The sequence below is a fragment of the Mycoplasmopsis verecunda genome (assembly GCF_033546915.1).
Classification (GTDB): domain Bacteria; phylum Bacillota_I; class Bacilli_A; order Mycoplasmatales; family Metamycoplasmataceae; genus Mycoplasmopsis; species Mycoplasmopsis verecunda.
This window is the reverse complement of the sequence record NZ_CP137850.1, coordinates 617,125-640,213: the sequence shown is the minus strand read 5'-3', so window position 1 is coordinate 640,213 and position 23,089 is coordinate 617,125. Positions and strand designations below refer to the sequence as shown.

The 23,089-nt window shown below is 26.2% G+C and carries 15 protein-coding genes; 11 read left to right on the top strand and 4 right to left on the bottom strand.

All coding sequences use genetic code 4. The annotated features are described in order from the left end of the window. The first annotated feature begins 352 nt into the window (after positions 1-352). From SAM46_RS02440 to SAM46_RS02420, 5 genes are all read left to right on the top strand, one after another. A complete protein-coding gene (locus tag SAM46_RS02440; RefSeq protein WP_318635560.1) occupies positions 353-1,384 on the top strand; it encodes an IS30 family transposase in 1,032 nt (343 codons plus the stop codon). Between the two features lie 391 nt (positions 1,385-1,775). After that, positions 1,776-3,479 carry a site-specific DNA-methyltransferase gene (locus tag SAM46_RS02435; protein ID WP_078747144.1) on the top strand — a complete coding sequence of 568 codons (1,704 nt, stop codon included), beginning with the start codon at positions 1,776-1,778 and terminating at the stop codon, positions 3,477-3,479. After that, positions 3,473-5,809 (top strand): DEAD/DEAH box helicase family protein, encoded by a 2,337-nt coding sequence (locus SAM46_RS02430; RefSeq protein ID WP_078747143.1) that lies wholly within the window; start codon positions 3,473-3,475, stop codon positions 5,807-5,809. The genes SAM46_RS02435 and SAM46_RS02430 overlap by 7 nt, the downstream gene beginning before the upstream one ends. A 321-nt stretch (positions 5,810-6,130) precedes the next feature. Then, positions 6,131-7,813, top strand: a complete 1,683-nt coding sequence (locus SAM46_RS02425; RefSeq protein ID WP_159442407.1) for a hypothetical protein — start codon at positions 6,131-6,133, stop codon at positions 7,811-7,813. A 67-nt stretch (positions 7,814-7,880) separates the two neighbouring features. Then, complete coding sequence (locus SAM46_RS02420) at positions 7,881-9,626, top strand: GIY-YIG nuclease family protein (protein WP_078747141.1); 1,746 nt, start codon at positions 7,881-7,883, stop codon at positions 9,624-9,626. A 95-nt stretch (positions 9,627-9,721) separates the two neighbouring features. On the opposite strand, the gene rpmE is transcribed toward SAM46_RS02420, so the two are convergent. From rpmE to SAM46_RS02400, 4 genes are all read right to left on the bottom strand, one after another. Beyond that, a complete protein-coding gene (rpmE, locus tag SAM46_RS02415; RefSeq protein WP_078747140.1) occupies positions 9,722-9,934 on the bottom strand; it encodes a 50S ribosomal protein L31 in 213 nt (70 codons plus the stop codon). A gap of 24 nt (positions 9,935-9,958) precedes the next feature. Further along, positions 9,959-10,558 (bottom strand): 30S ribosomal protein S4, encoded by a 600-nt coding sequence (rpsD, locus tag SAM46_RS02410; protein WP_078747139.1) that lies wholly within the window; start codon positions 10,556-10,558, stop codon positions 9,959-9,961. A gap of 415 nt (positions 10,559-10,973) precedes the next feature. Further along, complete coding sequence (locus SAM46_RS02405; protein WP_078747138.1) at positions 10,974-15,875, bottom strand: GA module-containing protein; 4,902 nt, start codon at positions 15,873-15,875, stop codon at positions 10,974-10,976. A gap of 165 nt (positions 15,876-16,040) precedes the next feature. After that, the gene (locus tag SAM46_RS02400; protein ID WP_078747137.1) at positions 16,041-16,490 is read right to left on the bottom strand and encodes a hypothetical protein; all 450 of its coding nucleotides are present in this window, start codon (positions 16,488-16,490) and stop codon (positions 16,041-16,043) included. A gap of 544 nt (positions 16,491-17,034) precedes the next feature. Between SAM46_RS02400 and SAM46_RS02395 the strand changes: the two genes are divergently transcribed. The 6 genes from SAM46_RS02395 to SAM46_RS02370 all read left to right on the top strand — a co-directional run bounded on the left by SAM46_RS02395 (position 17,035) and on the right by SAM46_RS02370 (position 23,003). Continuing rightward, positions 17,035-18,351: an IS30 family transposase gene (locus tag SAM46_RS02395; RefSeq protein WP_078747136.1), complete on the top strand. Its 1,317-nt coding sequence runs from the start codon at positions 17,035-17,037 to the stop codon at positions 18,349-18,351. A 349-nt stretch (positions 18,352-18,700) separates the two neighbouring features. Further along, positions 18,701-18,865: a hypothetical protein gene (locus SAM46_RS02390; RefSeq protein WP_159442406.1), complete on the top strand. Its 165-nt coding sequence runs from the start codon at positions 18,701-18,703 to the stop codon at positions 18,863-18,865. Between the two features lie 119 nt (positions 18,866-18,984). Beyond that, entirely contained in the window at positions 18,985-19,407 is a 423-nt protein-coding gene (locus SAM46_RS02385) for a hypothetical protein (protein WP_078747135.1), read from the top strand. Between the two features lie 93 nt (positions 19,408-19,500). Continuing rightward, the gene (gene trpS / locus SAM46_RS02380) at positions 19,501-20,502 is read left to right on the top strand and encodes a tryptophan--tRNA ligase (RefSeq protein WP_078747134.1); all 1,002 of its coding nucleotides are present in this window, start codon (positions 19,501-19,503) and stop codon (positions 20,500-20,502) included. Positions 20,503-20,636: 134 nt separating this feature from the next. Next, positions 20,637-22,382: a threonine--tRNA ligase gene (gene thrS / locus SAM46_RS02375; protein ID WP_078747133.1), complete on the top strand. Its 1,746-nt coding sequence runs from the start codon at positions 20,637-20,639 to the stop codon at positions 22,380-22,382. Positions 22,383-22,385: 3 nt separating this feature from the next. Next, the gene (locus SAM46_RS02370) at positions 22,386-23,003 is read left to right on the top strand and encodes a hypothetical protein (RefSeq protein WP_078747132.1); all 618 of its coding nucleotides are present in this window, start codon (positions 22,386-22,388) and stop codon (positions 23,001-23,003) included. The last annotated feature ends 86 nt before the right edge of the window (positions 23,004-23,089 follow it).

Here is a 23,089-nt window from a genome sequence, read left to right as displayed (position 1 = left end):
GGGAATTATGATGATTAGGTAATTGATTGATATCATTAAGTTTTCTATATCTATGTATTAGAAGTTTTAGAAAATAATTATTAATTATTTATTATGTATTAATGATTAATTAAGGAATATAGAAAGATTTATAAATTAAAAAGCTGTCAATCCACCTAATCGTGAGCTAACAGCTTTTTTTGTGTTCCTTGTATAATAAAATTGCAAATCTAAAGGAAGGAACTAACTTAATTATAATGTTAATAGATTTGAAGTATAACAAAAAAGAGTATTTTGCATAAAAATTGAGGAAAAAGTATATCAAACGGTTATATCAAAAACTCAAAGAGAAGCATATTATCATTTTGCAATAATGGATTCACTAAATGATAACGAAATAAACAAAATCCATAAGGACATAAACAAACTCAGAGAGCAAAATATAACTCATTTCAACATGGAAAAGCTAGCTATTATGTTTAAAAATTTCGCAACACATGAAACACTGAATGATATTTCAAAAACAATGAACGTATCAGCTAAAGTTCTCAAGCAAAATTTAAAACTAGCTATGTGAGATTACACAGCAGAAGACTCATACAAATTTTGCAGTAATTGTAAAAATAGACTAACAACAATTTTTAAAGTTTCACATCGTGAATGAGTTCAGCTCAAAATGCAAAATGTTCAAAATCCAGTTCAACAAATTCATGAAAACACAATTTCAAAATGAGATGATATTGTTCGCTTCTGAAGGTTTTGAAGTAAACAACACAGAATCGTTAAGAGAAAATTATCTAAAGGTATTTTACTTTCAGATAATGAAAAGAAATTTGAACCACTAATATCAGTAACGACATTCTTGGATTACTATAAAGAACAATTGAAGGATAAAAATGCTTTTATACCTACGCCACAAGCTTTTTTTATTACTTTATGGATTAAGAATATGTTAAAGATGTTGATTTCTCTATTTTTATTTTTGAAATCAAAAGAGGTATTTCAAAATCTAATTGAGATAAACTACGTGGCAAGAGAAAAGCCTAAAGGAGTGCAATCTAAGAAAATTAACTTTGGTATTTCTATTCATCTCGCACCATTAACAATTAGAAACAGAGAAGAATTTGGACATTATGAAATGGACACAGTAATTCTTAATTTAAGAGCTAAATATTGCATTCTTACCTTGCTAGAAAGAAAGACAAGAATGTTATTTGGGATATTAACTCGGCGAGATGCAGATTCAATAAAAGAATCACTTCTTAAATTGATTAATCATCACAATTTAACCATTTTATCTCTAACCATAGACAATGGTTCGGAAAATGTGAAGTTAAATGAAATAAGAGAAATTCCTGTTATTTACAAGTGCGATACATATTCATCATGACAAAAGGAAGCATAGAAAATGCTCATAAAAAATCAGAAACTTTCTACCAAAAGGCAAGTTTCCGAGATATGTTAATTTTGAATATATTTCACAAATGTTCAACGCAATAAATGATCAATATCGTGATTTTATTGATGATAAAACAGGCAGAATAATCAGGTTAAAAACTTCTAAATATTTCAACAGTTTCGTCTAAATAACAAAGAATTTTAAGCTCAGGCTTTATTTTTCTTCACGCTTTTGGAACATTTTTGTAAAATTTATACAGCAATATTGAGGAACTACTCAATTTACCACTTAGGTGGACTTTCAACTTTTTAATTAATAATATAGAAAGATTAAATATTTCTATATGAATATTAATAATTTAATAAAATTAAATTATTAAAAGATACAAGGAGTTAGGATGAATAAAACAAAAAAGCAATTAGTATTAAATTGAATCAAGGAACAAGAATTAAATAGTAATTTATCTCAAGAACAAAGAGATATTTTTGCTATTATTCGTGAAGCTATTAATACTAAGAAATATGGATTAGTATTCGAAGAAAAAGATGAAGATATTGTTACCAAAGAACAAAATAGTATTATAACTTTAGAAAAAATAGATCAAATAATAACTGATAAAAATAAAGATCTAAATTTCTTAATTGAAGGAGACAATTATTTAGCATTAAAACTGCTGCAAAAAACTCATAAAAATAGAATTGATGTTATTTATATTGATCCGCCTTATAATACTGGAAACAAGACTGGTGGTGGAGGTTTCTTCTATAATGATAATTTTGTAGATAAAGATGATAGTTTTAAGCATTCTAAATGATTGTCATTTATGCAAAGAAGACTTCTACTAGCGAAAACATTATTAAGCGACAATGGAGTAATTTTTATTTCAATAGATGATCACGAGCAAGCTCAACTAAAAATTTTATGTGATGAAATATTCGGCGAATCAAATTTTGTAGGTCAAATTTCAAGAGCAACAGGAACCACAACAGGACAAGATGCTAATAAAATAGGTAGTTCTCTTGACTATTGCTTAGTATATAGACAATCAGAAAACTTCATACTTAAAGGTATTGAAATGGACGATAATGATAAAAAGAGATTTAATGACTCTGATGAAAAAGGTTTATTTTCAAAATTACAATTAAGAAAAACCGGCGCAAATGATAGAAGAGAAAATCGTCCAAATCTTTTTTACCCACTAATTGCTCCTGATGGTACAGAAGTGTATCCTATTGGACCAACTGACTACTTAAGCTGTTGACGTTGAGGGGCCTCTACTTATAAAGAAGCTGTTAAGGATAACTTAATTATTTGAGTTAGAAATGAAAAAACTGAAGAAAAAATAATTGATGGATATAAAAAATCTAAATGAGCTCCTTATGTTAAATATTATCTTGAAGGTAGAACTAAAAAAATATCTAACTTACTAGTAAAAATTGATGGAAATAAAAAAGCATCATTGGAACTAAAAAATATTATAGGTGTTGTGGATTCGTTTAATAATCCCAAACCATTGGAATTTGTCAAACTATTAATAGAAATATCATCACAAAAAAATTCAATCATCCTTGACTTCTTTGCGGGTTCTGGAACCACTGGTCACGCTGTTGCTCAGCTAAATGCTGAAGATGGTGGAAATAGAAAATACATCTTATGTACTTTAGATAAAGAATATGACACAAAAGAAAAGAAATGAAACTACATTGCTAAAGATGTAACATTCAAACGTTTATCTAAAATACAAGAAGAATTACCACATAATGTTATTTATCAAAAAATCAATACTATTAATAAAAATGAAATTATTGAATCTAACTATGATAACAAATACTTTGATGAAATAATGAATTCATGTGTTGAATTAATTCAATTTCAATTAGGCAAATTAATTGATAATTCAGATGTTTTATTAGCATTAAATAAGGAACAATTTGATTCATATTCTGATACACAACTTCTTAACTCTAAATTAATCTTTATTAATGAAAATGAAGTAGATTACATTTCACATCCTTTAATTGAAGAAATTAAAGATAAAATTATTATTCTTCCAAATAAATACTATGAAAACGAACTTAAAGAAATAGGATATTTATGATAACAAATATTAAATTTAAAAAATTCCAACAAAGAGTAATTGAATCATTAACAAATTTTATTCTTGATAAAAATACAAGTGAATTAAATAACGCTTTAATATTAAAATCACCAACAGGATCAGGAAAAACATTAATGTTATTGCAAAGTATTGTTAATGCTATTAACAATAGTAATAATGAAAATTTGGTTTTTGTTTGAATTACACCTGGTAAAGGTGATTTAGAACAACAATCATATGAAAAAATGATTAAATTTTATCCTGAATATTCATGTGCAATGTTAGATGATGCTTTAAATAATGGTTTCCAACCAAATACAACTTATTTTATCAATTGAGAAAAAATAACTAAATCAGGAAATAAAGCAACTAGAGATGGAGAAGTTTTAAACATTCATGATCAAGCTTTTATAGCGAGAGAAAATAATAATTATCAATTTATTGCAATTATTGATGAGGAACATTACAACAACACTAAAAAAGCTTATGATTTCTTAAATGATCACATTAAACCATATAAAACAATTAAAGCTTCTGCTACTACAATATCGAAGAAGAAAAATATTAACTTTATTGAAGTTAGTGATCGTGAAGTAATTGACGAAGAATTAATTACTCGTTCTATCTTTATTAATCCAGAAGTTAAAACAAAAGAGACTTTAGAAGATTTTGAAAACGAAGCTTTAATTCTTATTAATACAGCTGAAAATAAAAGAGTGCAAATTGCTGATCAATATGAAAAAATAAATTCACAATATCAAATTAATCCGCTTGTATTAATCCAAATGCCAAATAAATCTGATGAATATATTGAATATATTAAAGAAGATGTACTTAGACCACTTGATATAACAACAGATAATGGAAAATTAGCTATTTGATTAGATAAAACAAAGATTAATTTAGATGATATAGAAAATAATAATTCACCAGTACAATATTTAATCTTTAAACAATCAATGGCAACAGGGTGAGATTGTCCTAGATCTAAAATTCTAATTAAGTTAAGAGACAATATGTCAGAGGATTTTGAAATCCAAACTATTGGTCGTATTCGTAGAATGCCACATCAAAAACATTTTGATAATGATTTATTAGATAATTGTTTCTTATATACTTTTGATGCTAAGTTTAAAGATTCAGTTATCCAGCAAACTTCTGGAGTTGAAGTTACTATGTTATCATTAAAAAGCGGATTTAGTGATTTCAAACTTCCGAAAGAAGAAAGAAATGATAACCAAACAATTTTTGACCATGCTAAATGAAAAGAAACTCTTGAATCATTTTATGATTATATGGTTAAGAAATATGACCTTAAAAAAGGTGATTTCATTGGTAATTTAGCTAAATTAGAAATGAATGGATATAATCCTGATTTCAGTTATTTACATGATGATTTATTGCAAGGACAAAGTGATAGCATTTCACCAGATTTACAAGATAAATTAATTGTTAGAGATATTTCTTACAATTTTAACCTTAAAGCTCATCATAATGATGAAGGACACACAATTGATAAGTTAAGAAAAATACTAGGGATTAACAGAGAACAATTAGCTGAAATGTTTAATGCTTTATGAACTTCAACTCGTGCTAAAACATATTTTAGAAGATATCAAATTATTGATATAGCTAATAATCGTCCTTCGATTTTTATGATTAATAATCGAGAACAATTAGCTGAAGAATTTAGAAACTTTTTAGCTTCAGTTAAAGTGGAGATAAATCATTCTTTATTCCCTGAAGATAAAATTAAAAGAACTCTTTGATATATTCCTTTCCAAGATTTAATTCCTTATGATTCGGCAATTAAAAAATCTAAACCTTTAGACAAAAATGTTTATAAAGGTTATGATACTTCAATGATAACTACAGCAAATAAAATCCATTCATGATCAGAAAAACTATTTGAAGAAAAAATAAATAAAGCTCAAAACGTTAAATGATATTACAAAAATGGGGATAAAGGAAAATCATACTTCTCTATTATGATTCGTAGAGAAGTAGCAAACAAACAGCAATTATTTTATCCTGATTACATCTTACAAGATACTGATGATAACATTTGAATCATTGAAACTAAAGGTGGAATTGATTTCAAAGATCAATCTAAAGATGTTGATAAATTCAGTGAGCAAAAATATGAATCATTAAAAATGTATGTTGATTTTTATAATCATGAATATAGTGAAAAGAAATACAATTTAAAATTTGCTTTTGGCAGAGATCATGAATCTATACCGGGTGAATTGTTCTTATTACCAAATCATGATAAATATATAGATAATTTAAATTCAAAAGAATGAATACCAATGGAAGAAATATTTAAATAAACAAAATACATAGTTTTATGTATGTAATTTTAAAGTATTAAAATCATATAGCTCTATATTTTGGGACTATATGATTTTTAATATTTACAACTTGGCAACTTTGTATTTTTTATGTTTTTATTTCATTTCATAAAATAATGCTTTAAAATATTTCATATTTTAAAAGTAAGGAATCATATGAAAGATAAAACCCCTATACAGAAGATTAAAATTTTATTTTGAAGTGTACTAAGTTTTATAATTGCTATAGTTTCTATCATATTAGTTAGTTACAAGTTTTCAAATCCATTTAAGCCTTCATTTTATAATTACAAATCTTACATGTCAAAAAATAATATAAACAAAATCGAAAAAGATTTTACTTATAAAGTATTTGATGAAATCAATGAATTTACTAATGCTTTAGTTAATAATAAAACACTAGCAGGAATCGGAAGTGATTTCCAAGCTGTTAATTTAATTAAAAAAGGATTAATTAAGGAAATAGATTTCAAGAAATTATTTAGAGCTTCTAATCCTAATGAATTTACTAATGAAATTTTAGCTAAATTGGATTCCAATGAATATTTAAAAGAAGTGTTAAAAAATACTTATACTCCAATTGTCTTTCAACATTTAGAATCTTACGATGAAGCTTTGAAAACTGATTCAAATGGAAAACCTTTTACACAACCGAAACATTTATGAAAATATTTTATTCCTTACTTTGCTCAAGATGGAATGGTAGCATATAATACTAACAAAAATCCTAATGTTAATCATGATATTTCGTATGAAGAACTCGAAGCAAATACTAAAAAATTAATGGTTAAATATGATTTAAATCAATCTTCAGAAGATAATAAAACTCCAGAAAACATTAATCCATATTCATTACTTAATGAACTAAATTTGTTACATGATAAAGGTTATAACAACTTCATTGTTACTGATGCAATTAGAACAAATATGCTATATTCATCAGGATATAATTTCCAAAATAATAAATTAGATTTAATACCTTATACTGGTCATACTACAGCACAAGATTACAAGAATCAAATTGATCAATTTGGGGAATTAATTGCTCATGCTACATCATTTCCAATTAAAGATTCTAAACATATTTCACTTGATGGTGATGGACAAGATATCGTATTTAAGATGTTAAATCCTAGTAATCATCAAACTGATGCAGCTATTGTTTATAATGGTGATATGTTAGATATGTATTATTCTGAAGATAATTTTGCTAGTGTAAAACAAGGAACTGTTAAAGGATTTAAAATTGCTCAAAATATCTTGCTTGTTGATGGATTAGTAGTAGCAAGTAATATTAATAAAGAGTATGAAGATAAATTATATGAAGTAATGAGTAAATCAATTTTTCAAAATATTCAATTACCATTTCTAAATATTATTAAAACAGATAATTTTAATGATGAAGATGGCTTTAAGAAATATGCTACAAAAATATATGAAGATTATTTAACTGAAGTGTTAAAAAGACCATATTTTAATGATATTAAGCTATACGAAAAATTATCTAAGAACTTAAGAGTATTATACGAAAAGACATTAGATGATATTAATGCTCTGGATTTATATAATGATTTTGTGCATCAAAATATTATTGAAAATGAAGAAATATATAATATTTTCAAAACTTATAGTCAGGATTTATTTGGTGATACAAATGAAGCAAATTTAAAGGATAATATTATTAATTTATTAAATCATGTTGATTTAGATAATGAAACTTTTAAACATAATGTAATTGATAAATCTTATAGTAATATTGATAATTTTACTTTTATCAATTACACGCCTTCAAATCTATATGATTATAAATTTATAAAAAGAAACTACTTTATTGAAAATAATGCTGTAAATCAAACGGCTTTAGGTATTTTTGAAATTGAAGATAATGAGCAATTAGGTATTCAACATAAAAGAATTGAATTTGTTGATGAAAAATTACTTTCATTAATTACAACCTATTACTTTATAAAATACAAAGGGTAAATATCATTAGCAATTTATTGCTAATTTTATTTTGCTTTAAAAATAGTAGATGATATAAAATTATTATATGAATTCAGCAAACAGAGATAAAATTGAAGAAAAAATAAAAAATATACCACATAAACCAGGTGTCTATTTATGAAAAAATAGTGCAAACGAAGTCATTTATGTAGGTAAAGCTAAAGATTTAAGAAAAAGGTTAAGCAATTACTTAAATGGTTCTTTAAACTCATATAAAACACCTAAAATGCTACAGGAAGCTATTGATTTTGAAGTATTTATAACTAATACAGAAAATGATTCTTTTCTGCTAGAAAATAATTATATTAAACAGTATTCGCCAAAATATAATATTAAATTACAAGATGATCGACATTATCCATATTTAGGAATAAAAATTCAAAAAAACGGACTATTAAGTATTGATAAAGAATATCGAATCAAAAATAAAACTAAGGATACTTATTACTATGGGCCATTTTCAACTAATAGCAATTTAGAAGATTTAGTTGATATTTTGCAAAGAAACTTTACTTATCAAGATGGGTTAGTTATTAAGCAATCTCCTTATGCTGAATCATTAAAAAAATATAAAAAAATAATTCATATTTTAAAATTCTCAGATAATGATTTTATTAATCAATTAACTGTTTTAAGAGATAAAAATAGTAAATTAAATAATTTTGAATTAGCACAGCAATATCACAATACTATTCAAACTTTACAAAAAATAAAACAATCTCAAGTTGTTGAATTAGAAACATATAAAAATATTGATGTATTTTCATTTAAAAAGATTAATGATGATTTTACAATTCAAATTGTATTTTATAGATATGGAATTCAAGTTGGTTCACTTCATTTCTTCTGCGATTCTCTAGATTTACAAATTCAAGATTTTATAGCTGAATATTTAAATAATTATTACCGAAGAAATATTGTTCCAAATAATATTTTGCTAGATGAAGAATATAGAGATTTAAATTTTGAAGATGCATTCATTAATAACATTATTATCTTTCCAAAAAGTGGTATTTTAAAAGAAGTAATAACACTTGCTAATATTAATAACGAAAACAATATTAAATTAAATTACAATGAATGAAAATACAAGCATTCAAATACTCAAGATGCTTGAGATGAATTAGAAAGTATATTAAATAATGGTAATCCTATTAAAGAAATATTTATATTTGATAATTCACATTCTGCTTTAAAAAGCTCTGGTGGAGTAGCTTGTTGCTGACAAAATGCTAAACAAATAGAATACAAATCATTTTCATTTAATCATGAAGTTGAGTTTGCTCAAATGAATAAACATTCTGATGTACAACTTATGTATTTAACTGTTTTTAAGTTTATTAATGAATATTCTTCAAATTTAGATAAAAACACCATTTTTATTGTAGATGGAGCAATAGCTCAAATTAATGAAGCTAAATATGCTTTAAAAGAAAATGAAATAGATTACATCAAGGTATATGGCCTAGTTAAAAATGATAAACATAAAACAAGTTATTTAATAAATGATGCTAATGAAATACTTGAAATATCCCCAAAAGTTTTTACTTTATTATCGCTAATGCAAAAAAATGTTGATGATTTTGCAAAAAGTGCTATGCATAAAAGATATAAAGCAAATTCTCGTAAAAATTCTTTACTTAATATAAAAGGAATAGGACAGCAAACTGAAAGTAAATTATTAAATGTATTTAAAAACTATGCTGATATTAAAAATGCTACATATGAACAATTAGCACAAGTGATTGATAAGAAAAAAGCAAAAATGATTTATGATGAATATCATAAATAAGTAATTTTATATTTATATCTCTAGTTGAATACTGGGGATGTTTTAAATAATAAAAAATGCAATAGTATAAACTATTGCATACAAAGTTCTCTTTATTATTTAGAGTTCTTTTTTTCAAGTCTTCTGTTGAATCTATCAATTCTTCCAGTTGCTTTAACTTGTGCTCTTGATCCTGTGTAAACAGGGTGGCAACCTGAACAAACGTCTAATGTAAAGTTTGGTTTAACAGATTTGAAAGTAAATGATTTTTGACATGTTGAGCATTTTGCTTCAACTGTGTGGTATTCTGGGTGAATGTTTTTTTTCATAATAATTCTCCTTATGCTTAGTTACTATTTTGAGTAGAACTCAACAACTAAAGCATCCTTGATTTCTGGGTGTAATTCATTTCTTTCAGGTAATCTATCTAATTTAACAGTGAAGTCTTTTCTTGTTAATCATGAAGCAGCTTCACGGTTTTCCATAGCTTCTTTAATTTGTACATTTGTTCTTGATTTTTCTTTAAGAGTAATTTCTGATCCTACTGAAACAATCATTGAAGGGATGTTAGCTTTTTTACCATCAACAACAAAGTGGTTGTGGTTTACTAATTGACGTGCTTGTCTACGTGTTGCAGCATATCCAGCTCTGTAAACTAAGTTGTCTAAACGTGATTCAAGTAATTGAAGCATGTTTGTCCCTGTAATTCCTTTAGCTTTAACAGCTTTTTGGAATACTTTATGTAATTGTTTTTCGTTAACACCATATAAATGTTTAACTTTTTGTTTTTCGTATAGGTGTAATCCATATTCTGAAAGTTTTACTCTTTTATTTCCGTGTTGTCCTGGAGCATAAGTTCTTTTTTTACCTTTAGCAAATTCTTTTCCTGATTCAAGAATTGAAAATCCTAAACGACGTGATTTTTTAAATACAGGTCCTGTGTATCTTGACATATGATTTTCCTCTTTCTGCATAATTTAGAGGGTTTATTTCTAATTGGTTAAGTTTAACTTAATGTTTTCAGTTAAGCAGCTAACCTACTTGCAAGAAATAAATTGTCAAATTTAATTCCAATCATAATAAACTGCTGTTTTTATGCTTTTTAATTTTAGCAAATTACTAAAATAACCATATTATAAAAAGAATTTTTATATGTCTTGTATATAGTAGCAAAAGTATTAATGATTATAAAGTATAGGTGAATAGAAAAATATTTTGAATAATTATTACAACTAAAAAATGTTATTAATATATTTAAGTAAAAATATATCTAATTTATAAAAAAATAAACAAATAATATAGATTTTTTAAAATCTTATTATTTGTTTATGACTTATTTATTGAGTTAAAAGAGCTTTAATTTAAGTTTTAGTTATTCTTATTTCTTTTTTTATTTGTATAAAAGTATGCAAACATTCCTGAGAATAATACAACAATTGAAAGGATTAAGAATGATAATCAATATCATAAAGTATTGTTTTTACCATTAGCCTTATTTACATCACCATTTAATGCTTTAACATCATTTAATAGTTTATTAGTCATAGCTTCAATAGTTTCACTTGAAGCATTTGCTAAACCATTTGTTAGTAATGCTTTGTATTCAACCAAGTCTTTTACAAGTTCTGTTTGATTATTTAATGTAGCATACTTGAAGTTATCTGTATCTTGTACATCTTTAGCTTGCTTCATAGCATTAATTAAGTTCATCATTGATGTATTAATTGCTGTAGCATTTTGCGAATCGGTTACTACTTGTTCTGATGTAGTTGCACTATTAATTTGGTTTGTTAATGCTTCAATTTGTTGTTCGGTTAAGTTTGTTAAGTTACTTAAATCTTTGATAGCTTTTTCTTTAGCTAATTTTAGAGCATAAGCTTTTTGTGCTTCAGCATCATTTCCATCTAAAACTTTTTCACTATTACTTAAAGATGTTGCTAATTGCTCAATTTGAGAAGCATTTAGGTTTTGGTAAGCATTTTTTACAGCATCCTTAGCGACTTGTAAAGCTGAATCAAAACTAGCTTTTGAATCAGGTGTTGCATTTGTATAGTCAGTTGAATTCATTTTAGCTTCAGCATTTTTAATAGCTGAATTTAATGATTCAATTGCATTATTAAGCTCGCTAGCTTGTGTTTGAATTTGACTTATAGCTTCTGGTGTAGTAGCTTGATTAATTTGAGTTACATAAGCATCTTTTTGTTCTTGAGTTAAGTTGGCAAGAGCATTAATTGCATTAGTTGCATTAGCTTGTGCAGTTTTTAGTTCGCCTATTTTTGCATTTAAAGCTTTAGCATCATCCAAAGCTTGTTGTACAGCTTCTGGTGTAGATGCAGAATTAATAGAGTCATCAACTTGTTTAACTTGTGCTGGTGAAAGATTTGTAAGCTTTTCTAATGCGTCTAAAGCTTTTCCTTTAGCTATATTTAATGCTTTATTGATTTCGTTTAATTTAGTTGCTTCTGTAACTATATTATTAATTTCTTCAATTGTTTTAGCTGAATTAATCGAATTAATGAAATTAGTTTTTTCCGCTTGTTTTAAACTTGATAATTTGTTAATTGTTTCAATAGCTTGTTGTTTCTTAGTACCTAATGTATTTTTTTCAATTGTTTCAATAGCACTTTGTAATGCTTTTGCTACTGTATTTATATATTCAGATGATGTTAGATCATCACTATTTGATTGCGGTGCAATTAAATGACTTGAATTTTCATTTACATTCATTATTTCTTTAGCATCTGTAAATGCTTTTTCAAATACTTTTTTATCTTCTTCACTAGCTAGTGAAAATAATGAATCATCTGATTGTAATAAAGCAGCATTTGTCATTACATCACTTAAGTCTTTTGCATCTTTATTAAGGGTTGGAAGAGTAGATGAAATATTATTTAAAATAGTATCAAAGTCATAATCAACTGTGTCAGTTCTATTTGCTATAACTTGGATAAAATCTTTTCCTACATATGGGTATTTAGTTGCTAAAGTATTAACAATGGTATTAGTTAAGTTATTTTGAATAAGATTTTTAGCCACAATTAATTTTGGTAATGATTCAATATTAGATTCATTTGGAGTTTTTAAATCAGCAAAATTATTTAATTGATTATTAAGGTCACTTACTAATTTATTTGCAACATCTTCATTATTATTAGCTTTTATATAAGCAATTAAATCATTAACTTTAGTTGTTTCTTTATTTCATGCGGTTCTAATACCTTGATTTAAGTAACCTAGATTCTTATTGTATTCGTTATATGCATCATTATATAATTTTGCATTATCTAAATTAATTACAGTAATTTCTTTTTGTCCTTCATCTTCTGAATTAATAGTTTTTGTTACTAATGGTGCATTTGATTTATTTTCTGCACTTAATTCAGGAAACATTTGTTGATTGAATTTATTATTAATATCTTCAATAGCATCATAGAAAGCACTGGTTTCTAAGTCTTGTTGATATTTTCTTAAATCTTTTTCAGATTCGATTGCAATAGAAGGATTTTGTTGATTTCAATCATTTTGATAATTATAATCATTTAATTTAGAAATAAATTTAGCATATGTATCACTAGAAATAATACTTACAATATTGTTTCTTGCATCAACTAAGGTATCAACCTTATTATTTAAATCAATTAAAGCTTGAGGTGAATCTAATTGCATCATTTGTTTTTGAATAGTAGCAATTAATGAATCAGAAAGCGCATCAGATACTAATGAATCACTTAATTTTTCTTTTAAACCTAAAAATGGTTCTTTACCTGATAAATTATTTTTAGCATTATTCATATTATCTAATAATAATTTCATTTGTTCAGGTGTAACAACTTGAGAACCAGCCTCTTTTTCAAACTTTGTTAATGCATTATATGCATCATTATAAGCTTTCTTACTTTCAGGTGATGAAACATTGAAAATCACTTTAGTTGATAAATTCTTTTTATCATCTAAATTATAAGTTGGTAAATTAACAGTTATTTTTTGTTGATAATCTAATAATTGAGAAACATTTTGTAATGTTGTCGTGTTATCAGTAATCAATTTACCTAATGAGTCAGCATTTAAATTAGTTTCTAAATTAGCTTTAGTTTGAGCTAAAAAAGGAGCTGTTAATTTATTAATTTCTGTTGTTAATGTATTTTTAGCAAGTTCAAATGCTTTATCATAAAAATTAGTTTTTAAAGTATTTAATGCATTTGAAATTTCTGTTGATTCTTGATTTTGATTTAAACTATTTTCTTTAGCTTGTTTGATAGCTTCTTGTAAAGAAGTAATAAATTCAGAATTTGAATTTTTAACTTCATCAGTTAATAAATTTGAACTTAAGTAAGTTTCTAATTGAGTTACATAATCATTATATTTATTGATATTTTGTTGATTTGTAATAAAATCATTTGTTTTCTTTAATGAATCAGTTATTTTAGTTAATGAATCAGTATTAGCTTCAGTTAAAGCATTAATAATATTATTTTGTTCTTCTTGGTTTGATGATGATAATAATTGTTCATTGTTATATGTGTTATTACTATTAACTGCTAATTCTTTTAATTTATTTAAGGAATCAGTATTTGATTTCTTAAGTTTGTTAATAAGATCGGTTAAACCGCTGTTTGTTGTTACATTTGCATCAGCAAAATTTGGAGTGTAAGTTCCATTTTTTAGTGCTGTTAATTCATCTTTTTGAGATGGATTAATGTTAATATCAATAGTTGATAATTCTTTTGCAAATGCAGCATTATTATTTAAGTTAGTTAAATTAGATAAATATGTTTCAAAATCAGATGCACTCATATCTTTAGTTGCATCATATGTAATTTGATTTAGAATGCTTTCAGGTAAGTTTGTAAGTTGTTTTTTAATTTCTGTTAATTTTTCTTCTCTATATGCTTTATTTGCATTTTCAGCATTTGTTAAAGCCTCAGATAATGAATTGTAACCTTCTAAAAAGTTATTATAAGATGTTTCAAAGCTACCTGGTTCAGCTTGATCAGCTTGCATACCATTTGTAATTAATGTTTGTGCATTTGCAATAGCATCATTTAAAGCTTTATTATTTTCATTTGCTTCTGTGTTAGCAAATTTTGGTTTATCTAATTCAGCTTTATTAATTAAAGCTTGCAACTTAGCTTCTTCTAAAATAGCTTTAATTGCTGATGCTTTTTTAGATGAATTACCTGTAAGTGCATTAATTTGGTTAGTAAATGTTTCTAGTTGTTCAGCTGTTAACTCTTTATTTGGTGAAATTACAGTTTTTAGTTCGTTAATTGCTTTGTTTCTAAGTCCATTAAGTTCATCTTCAGCTGTTTGCAATCTTTCCAATAATAATTTTGAATTTTCTGTAGTTAAAACAGGAAGTTCTGATGAGGTAGGAATAAATTGTTCTCTTTCTGTAGAAAAACTAATACCAGCATCTGTATATACTGTTTCACCTTCTTGATTTGAAACTATGAAATATTTTTCGATTTCAGTAACAACGGCATCATAGTTTTCTTGCTTGTCTTGAGAAGCTAAGGTATACAATTCTGTAGCTTTTAATTGTGCAATAGTTTGATATTTGTCAATAATACTCTTATAAGCATTTAATACAGGTGTAACATTATTCATTAAGTTAGTAATTTGTGCAGTATTTGTTTTTGCTTTTATTAATTTTTTAATAGCATCAATATCAGTTTGTGGTAAATTAACAAAGTTTTGATCGTTATTAATGGTACTTCTTTTTAAACTAGCTAATTTTTCATTTCCTATTTTTTGAATATTTTTAAATGAATTTAGCATTGCTGAAATTTGTGAGTTGTTAATTCCACCATTTTCAGTACCAGCTTTACCAAAATTATAAATAAAGTAATTTTTAGATTTACCTGATGTTCTGCTTAAACGTCATTCACCAGTATCCAAACCTTTAATTGTGTTAAATTTGTTACCAAAATCTGTAAATTGGGTAATTAGATTATCAATATCTTGATTATTTTCAGTATTATAAACATAATTAATGTAGTAATCAGTTGTTTTATAATCTACTGGATTTGATGATTTTAACACATCTGTGTTAAATACATAACTGTTATAGATTTCTTTTCATTGTTCAGCTGATGCTTTAATAGCTGTTGTAATATTACTACTTGTAATACCTTCAACATAAGCACCACCAATATTACCTTGCAATCCTAAAAACATTAATAAATACCCAATAGCATTACCTGATGTTGAGTGAAGTTCATCATCAACTTCTGTATTTCCGTTTGTGAAATCAGAATTAAAACTTCACATTGTATCTACAATATTGAAATATGTTTCACCATTATAATTAGCTGTTTGTTTTTTTAATGCTTTTTTAAAATCATCACCTAATGTTTTAATTGCTGTTTTTAAAGATTCTTCATCACTTGGTGATGTAGCGCTTGCATAAAAATAATCTTTATAAAGTTGGTAAGCTTAACCAGCAAATGATTGTGGATCAGTTAAGCTTCCTCAAGCACCAGCAGAATATTGCGGACTTTTTAGTTCATTATTTGGTGTTTTATTATATTCTGGATCACCAAATGAATTTACCCCAGCTATAAAGTAATATTTAACCATTCTTTGATAGTCTTGTTGAGCTTTATCATATGCTTGTTGCAATTTAGGTTCATTGTTTGATGTTGCATTTTCATCAAGACCTTGAATCATTTCTTGAATTTGTTGAACTTGATCATCTCTAAGACCACCTATACCAATTTGGAATTTATGAGATTCTAAATATTCTTGAATTAGTGCTGTAGTAACAGGAGTAGAAGTTTCGCTAGCAACATTTACATTGTCTTCTGTAGATGCTGAAAGCATAACTAAAGGTGCAGAAATAAATCCTGCTGAAGTTATTAAAGGTAATATAACTTTCTTTTTCATATTAATCCTCTTTTTTGTTATTTAATTAATTTTTAAAATTTAAGCACTAAAGAGTGCTTTTTTCTTGTGCTTCTATTATTATATTAAAAAAATATAGGTATTATATACCTATAATTTTTTGAGATTATAAAATTATTTATTGCTTAAAATAAGGTTTGCTATATAAAATTAAATTATTAAATTTAAGTAATTAATATCTATATAAATCTTAATTTAGATAACAGACTAAATCCGGTGTAAAAGCTCTTTCTGAAAAGAAAGGGTTTTTTGTTATGATTAAAATGAACAAATATTTTATAAGACAAATTGTTGAGCTAGGGATACAGATGAAAAGTATATTTGAAATAGTTGGACTTATACAAGAAAAGATATTTGAAAACATAAATAAAGCTTTAGAAAATGAAGTAGAAGCATTTATCGAAGAACAAAAAAGCGAAAATTAAAAACTTGATACTCCGCTAATTTGTGGAATATCAAGTTTTTTATAGTTCCTTATAGTAAAATTAATGTGCAAAAAACCAACGAAAGGAACCACTTTTATTATATGATAACTGTTAAAAAATTTCACAATAAAAACATAATTTGTATTCAAACAATTAGGAGAATCGACAAGGATTTTATAACAAAGAAACAAATTTCAAAATACCAACATTTTATTTTAAGACCTTATCAAGACAAGAAAGAACAAGCTAAACTGGAATCAAAATTAAAAGAACAAAGACATTTAAGTATTGGATTTTTCCAATTACAGGATCTTATTTATGTCTTTAATCTAATGATTGAAAAAGAAAGTCTAATTGAAATTTCAAAGCTAACAAATTTTCATATTAAAACTATTAAGGAAAACCTTTTCACAGCAACCGAACAAAGAAGTTATGGAGCTAGAATTACTTGTTCTAACTGCAACCACATAATTACAAACATTCATTATTTATCTATGCATGAATTTGCGATTAATAAAATTAATGTTTTTCAAAACATTTATGACGGACACTGAATAAAAAGAGAAAAAAGATTAAAACCAGTTGAGGATTTTATTGTTAACTGAAATCATAAAAGAATTAAGTTTAAACAATTGCTAAGAAATAATCGTAATATAGATTTAGGTGAAAATATTAAATATATTGGTAAAGTCTCAGATAGTCGTTTGTTAGATGAATACATCAAAGAAAATGAAGGTAAAAATGTGTTTATACCTACATTACAGACATTTTATAATGCTATCGAGAATTGTTTAGATAGAATTGATCATACGATGTTTGTAAGTAAAAGAGGTATAAAAGACTCAATGTTTAATAAAAATTATAAAAAGAAAAAGAAGAAAATAGCAAAACGAAAAATACCAGGATCTAAGTCAATACACTTTAGAGATGAAAACATTAATAACAGAAGTGAATTTGGACATTATGAGTTTGACACAGTAGTTTTCAACAAAAGCTCAAAGCTAATTTTGGTTACATTATATGAAAGAAAATCAAGACTAGGTTATGCGATGCTTTCAAAAAGAGACTCAAAATCAGTAGCGAAAACACTTGCCAAAATGGTTGTATTATATAAGTTAAACATTAAATCATTAACTATTGATAATGGCTTCGAAAATTATTTATTATACACTGTTTTAGGAGAGAATGTGATTTTCAATTGTGACCCATATTCATCTTGACAAAAAGGTGGAATCGAATGTTGACACAAAGAAATACGAAAATACATTCCTAAAGGTAAATTCTTTTCATTCATTGATAATAACTTCATATTCAGATTATGCGAAGCTATTAATAATTCAAAAAGGAATTATTACCTTCCTAACAGAAAATATCCAGTTAGATTAAGTCCTAACGAATATTACAATTTATATTCTTAATAATTTAGCGAAACTTATTATCACCATTTGAAAATAGTTATTTTTCTATTGCATTTTCAGAAAAATATTAATAAAATTTAATCAACATTAATTTCGATAAGGAAATTAAACATTTAGTGGAGAATCAATATTTTAATTACTAGGCATACATAAAATCAGATCGTGCATTTAGAGTACAATTAGCAATGGTTATAATGAATCTCGTTTGCATTCTTTCAGGAATAATATATGTATTTACATTATCAGCATCAGGATCTGTTAATGGAGCTACAATTGGGTTCTTAACATTTGAGGTATTGCAGGTTTTATTACATTTATTATTTGAGTATTATGTACAGTATTTACAATAATGGCCGTGATACAAACACCATATAACGAAATGCATAGATCTGCTATTACAGTGATTTGAATAGGTTTTGCTCTTAGTTTCTTTTTAGGAATAATTGACAACATAATAGCTATGGTAGGATTAGCTAAAGCTAAAAGGGCATCTCAAGAAGTTTATTCAGAATAACATATTCTATTATTATGTGCCAATTGGCACATTTTTCTTGCTTTTTGTGGTAAATTACTTTGCTCTATTTATATAGTTTCAATGGTATGTATAATTAAATTATATTTTAAGGAGTTAATATGAACGAAGCATATAAAAAATGTGATAGAGCTATGAAAACACAAATTGCTATGACGGTTATGAGTATTCTAATCATTATTTGTGCAATTGCATATTATGTTACAACTTTTGTGCAAATATCTGCATTAGATACAAATAATCCGAATTTAGATACCGAATCATTTACTTGATCATTGATTATTATGGGAGCAATATTTGGAGTTATAGGTCTTATTACTTTTCCAATAGCAATTGTTAATCTTGTTTTTACAATACAAGCTGCAACAGTTTCTGAACAAAATTCTGAATACAGCTCAGCTGTAACAATAATTTGAGTTGGATTTGCTTTAAGTTTTATTGTAGGATTTATAGGTAATATTGTAGCAATTGTTGGTTTAATTAAGGCTAAAAAAGCTGTAAGCAATACTTATACTGAATGATAAGAATAAAATAATGTGCATTATGCACATTTTTTCATGCTAAAACAAGTTATTTTAATATAATTTGAATAATATTTTAAACATCTAGGAGAATATATGAAGAAAAGATTAGTAAGTGGTATTAAACCAACAGGAGATTTGACATTAGGTAATTATATCGGTGCTATTAAAAACTTCGTGCAATTACAAGATGAATTTGAATCATATTTCTTTGTAGCTGATTTACATGCTTTAACCACCGGAACAGTTGATCCAATTGAACTAAGAAAAGCAAGAAAAACAATAGTAGCCTTATACATTGCTTGTGGGCTAGATCCTGAAAAAGCAACTATTTTTTATCAATCACAAGTGCAAGAACATGCAATGATTCAATGATTATGTGCTTCAGAAACAACATTGGGTGAATTGCAAAGAATGACTCAATACAAGGATAAAGCTACTAAATTAAAGCAAGATAATGGAACAACTAAAATACCTACTAACTTATTAATGTATCCCACATTAATGGCTGGTGATATATTACTATATAACCCAGATTTAGTACCTATTGGAGAAGATCAAACACAACATTTAGAATTGACTAGAAATATTGCGGAAAGATTTAATTCAAAATACAATACTTCATTTACGATTCCTGAAGGATATGTAGCTAAAGTAGGGGCTAGAATTAAATCTTTAACCGAGCCAACTAAAAAAATGTCAAAAAGTGAACATGGTACTAAATCAACTATTTACTTACTAGAAAATCCACAACAAGCTTACAACAAGATAATGAAAGCTGTAACTGATTCTGAAGGTAAAGTTTATATTTCTAATGATAAACCTGGAATTTTAAACTTATTAAATATTTATGCAGCTTTGAAAAATATCACACTAAAAGAAGCGGAAACACAATTTCTAGATAAAGATTACAAACAATTTAAAGAAGCTGTAGCCGCTGAGGTTAAAAACTTACTAATTGATATTCAAACTAAATACGAAGATGCTTTAAAAGTAGCGGATCTAATTACTGATCAAGGAGCATTAAAAGCTCAAAAAATTGGTTCATATAATCTAAATAAATTAATGAAAAAAATGGGATTATATGCTAAAAAATAGCATATGAATTAAGTTCTCAATACCATTTTAAAATGGTATTTTTATTAACTGAATGTAAATATACATATATCTTACTTAAAGTAAGATATACAAGCAAAAATGTAATATAATTTGCTTATCTTTAAGGAGAAATAATGAAAGCTAATAAATTATTAAATCATACAACAAGCCATTTGCTTGGAGCAGCTGTTGAAAAACTATATCCAAATGTTAAATTAGGATTTGGCCCAGCTACAGAAGAAGGCTTTTACTATGACTTTGAATTTGAAACACCAATTAGTGATGCGGAATTAAATAAAATTGAAAAATATATGAAAAAACTTGCTTCACGTAATTTGGTAATGAAACAGGTTTCAATTGATGAATATGATTTTACAAATAAACCTTATAAACAAGAACTTTATGATGAATTAGTTGCCAAAGGACAAGAAGTAACTTTTTATGCTTTAATTGATCCATTAAGTAAAGAAACAATTTTTGTTGATTTATGTGCTGGTGGCCATGTTGAAGATACTAAGAAAATTAAACATTTTAAATTGCTATCACTAGCCGGAGCTTACTGAAGAGGAAATAGTGATAATATTCAACTTACAAGAGTTTATGGTACTTCTTGAGATACACAAGAAGAATTAGATGAGTATTTAGCTATTTTAAAAGATAGAAAAGAAAGAGATCATAGAAAAATTGGTAAAGAATTAAAATTATTTATGTTTAATAAACTTGGTGGACAAGGATTACCGTTTTGATTAGAGGATGGAATGTATATTCATAATGAAATTCGTAATTTAGTTCTTAAAATGGACCGTAAATATGGATTTACAGAAGTGCTAACTCCGCATTTTGGTGACGAAGAGTTATACAAAATTTCAGGACACCTAGCTCACTATAAAGACGATATGTTTGCACCAATGGTAGTTGAAAACGAAAGATTAATTCCGCGTCCAATGACATGTCCACACCACATTTTATGCTACAATGCTGAAAAAAGATCATATCGTGATTTGCCAATTAGATATTCAGAACAATCACAGTTATATAGATATGAAAAATCAGGTGCTTTAACAGGGCTAGAACGTGTTAGAGGAATGCTTTTAACTGAAGGACATTTATTTGTTAGAAAAGATCAAATTGCTGATGAATTTAAATCAATGTATCAATTGATTAAAGAAACATTAGAAATTTTCAAAATCCAGATTTCTTATGTATCACTTTCTTTAAGAGATCCTGAAAATAAAGAAAAATACTATGAAGATGATAATATGTGAAACGAAGCAGAAGACCAACTTCGTAATGTATTAAATGAACTTGGTGTTAAATACGAAGAAAAAATTGGTGAGGCTGCATTCTATGGGCCTAAGATGGATATTCAGATTTTCACAGCTTTGGGACATGAAATTACTGTTTCAACATTACAATTAGATTTCTTACTTCCTGAACGTTTTCAAATAACATTTACTAATAAAAATAATGAAGAAGAACGTCCGGTTATGATTCACCGTGGACTTGTTGGGACATATGAACGTTTTGTGGCTATTTTACTTGAACAAACTAAAGGTGTTTTACCATTTTGACTAGCTCCAAAACAATTTACAGTAATTCCAGCAACTAATAATGAAGATGATGTAAATTATGCAAGAGAAGTAAATAAAATCTTATTTGATGCTGATTTTAGATCTAAATTAGATGATAGAGATGAACGCTTAGCTAAAAAAGTACGTGAAGCTCAAATGTCTAAATCTAAATTCCAAATTATTCTTGGGGAAAATGAAAGAGAAACTGAATCCATTTCTTATAGAGAATATGGAAAACAAGAAACAGTTACAATGCCACTAAGTGATTTCATTTTAAAAATGATTAGATTAAGAGATTCTCGTGAGTAAAATATGAAGAAAACAAATTTTTGACAAGCATTTAATTTAAAGAAAATGGATAAAAAGAAATTATCCAATTTATTATTTAATATTGGCTTTACCTTAATTAGCTTACTTTTAATTTTAATTAGTGGTACTATTGTTTCTTGAAAAACTATTGTTCCAAATTCAAATTATCATTTAGTTGTATGAGCTAGAATAGTAATTTCACTTATTTATGGATTTGGAGTAGTAATAGCAGTATTTTTAATGATATGATACGATAAAATGTCAATATATCGTTTCTCAAATTATGTATTTATAATGGGAATATTTTTAACTCTATTTTGAGTTCCTGAAAGTGTTTCAAAAGAAGTAACATCAGATACAGGTGAAAAATATAAATCATATTATGTAAATTGGTTAGTTTTTCCATATGATACTGTATTAGTATTTGGATTATGCGCAATCGGATATTTCGCTTCAATATATGTAGCTAATTCGACTAATTTAGCTAAATTACAAGATAGATTTAAAAATAAAAAATCAGTTCTATTAGATGAAGAGTTGTGAAATACATCTCAATATAATAAAACTACAGCCATTGTTCCAGTGAATGATAAGAAAAATGATAAGGATTCGCTTAAATAGGCGAATTTTTTTGTAAAAAAATTCCCAAATAGGGAATTAGAATTTGTAACCAGTAAAGATATCGTCTAAGTCCTAAGTTTCCAAGT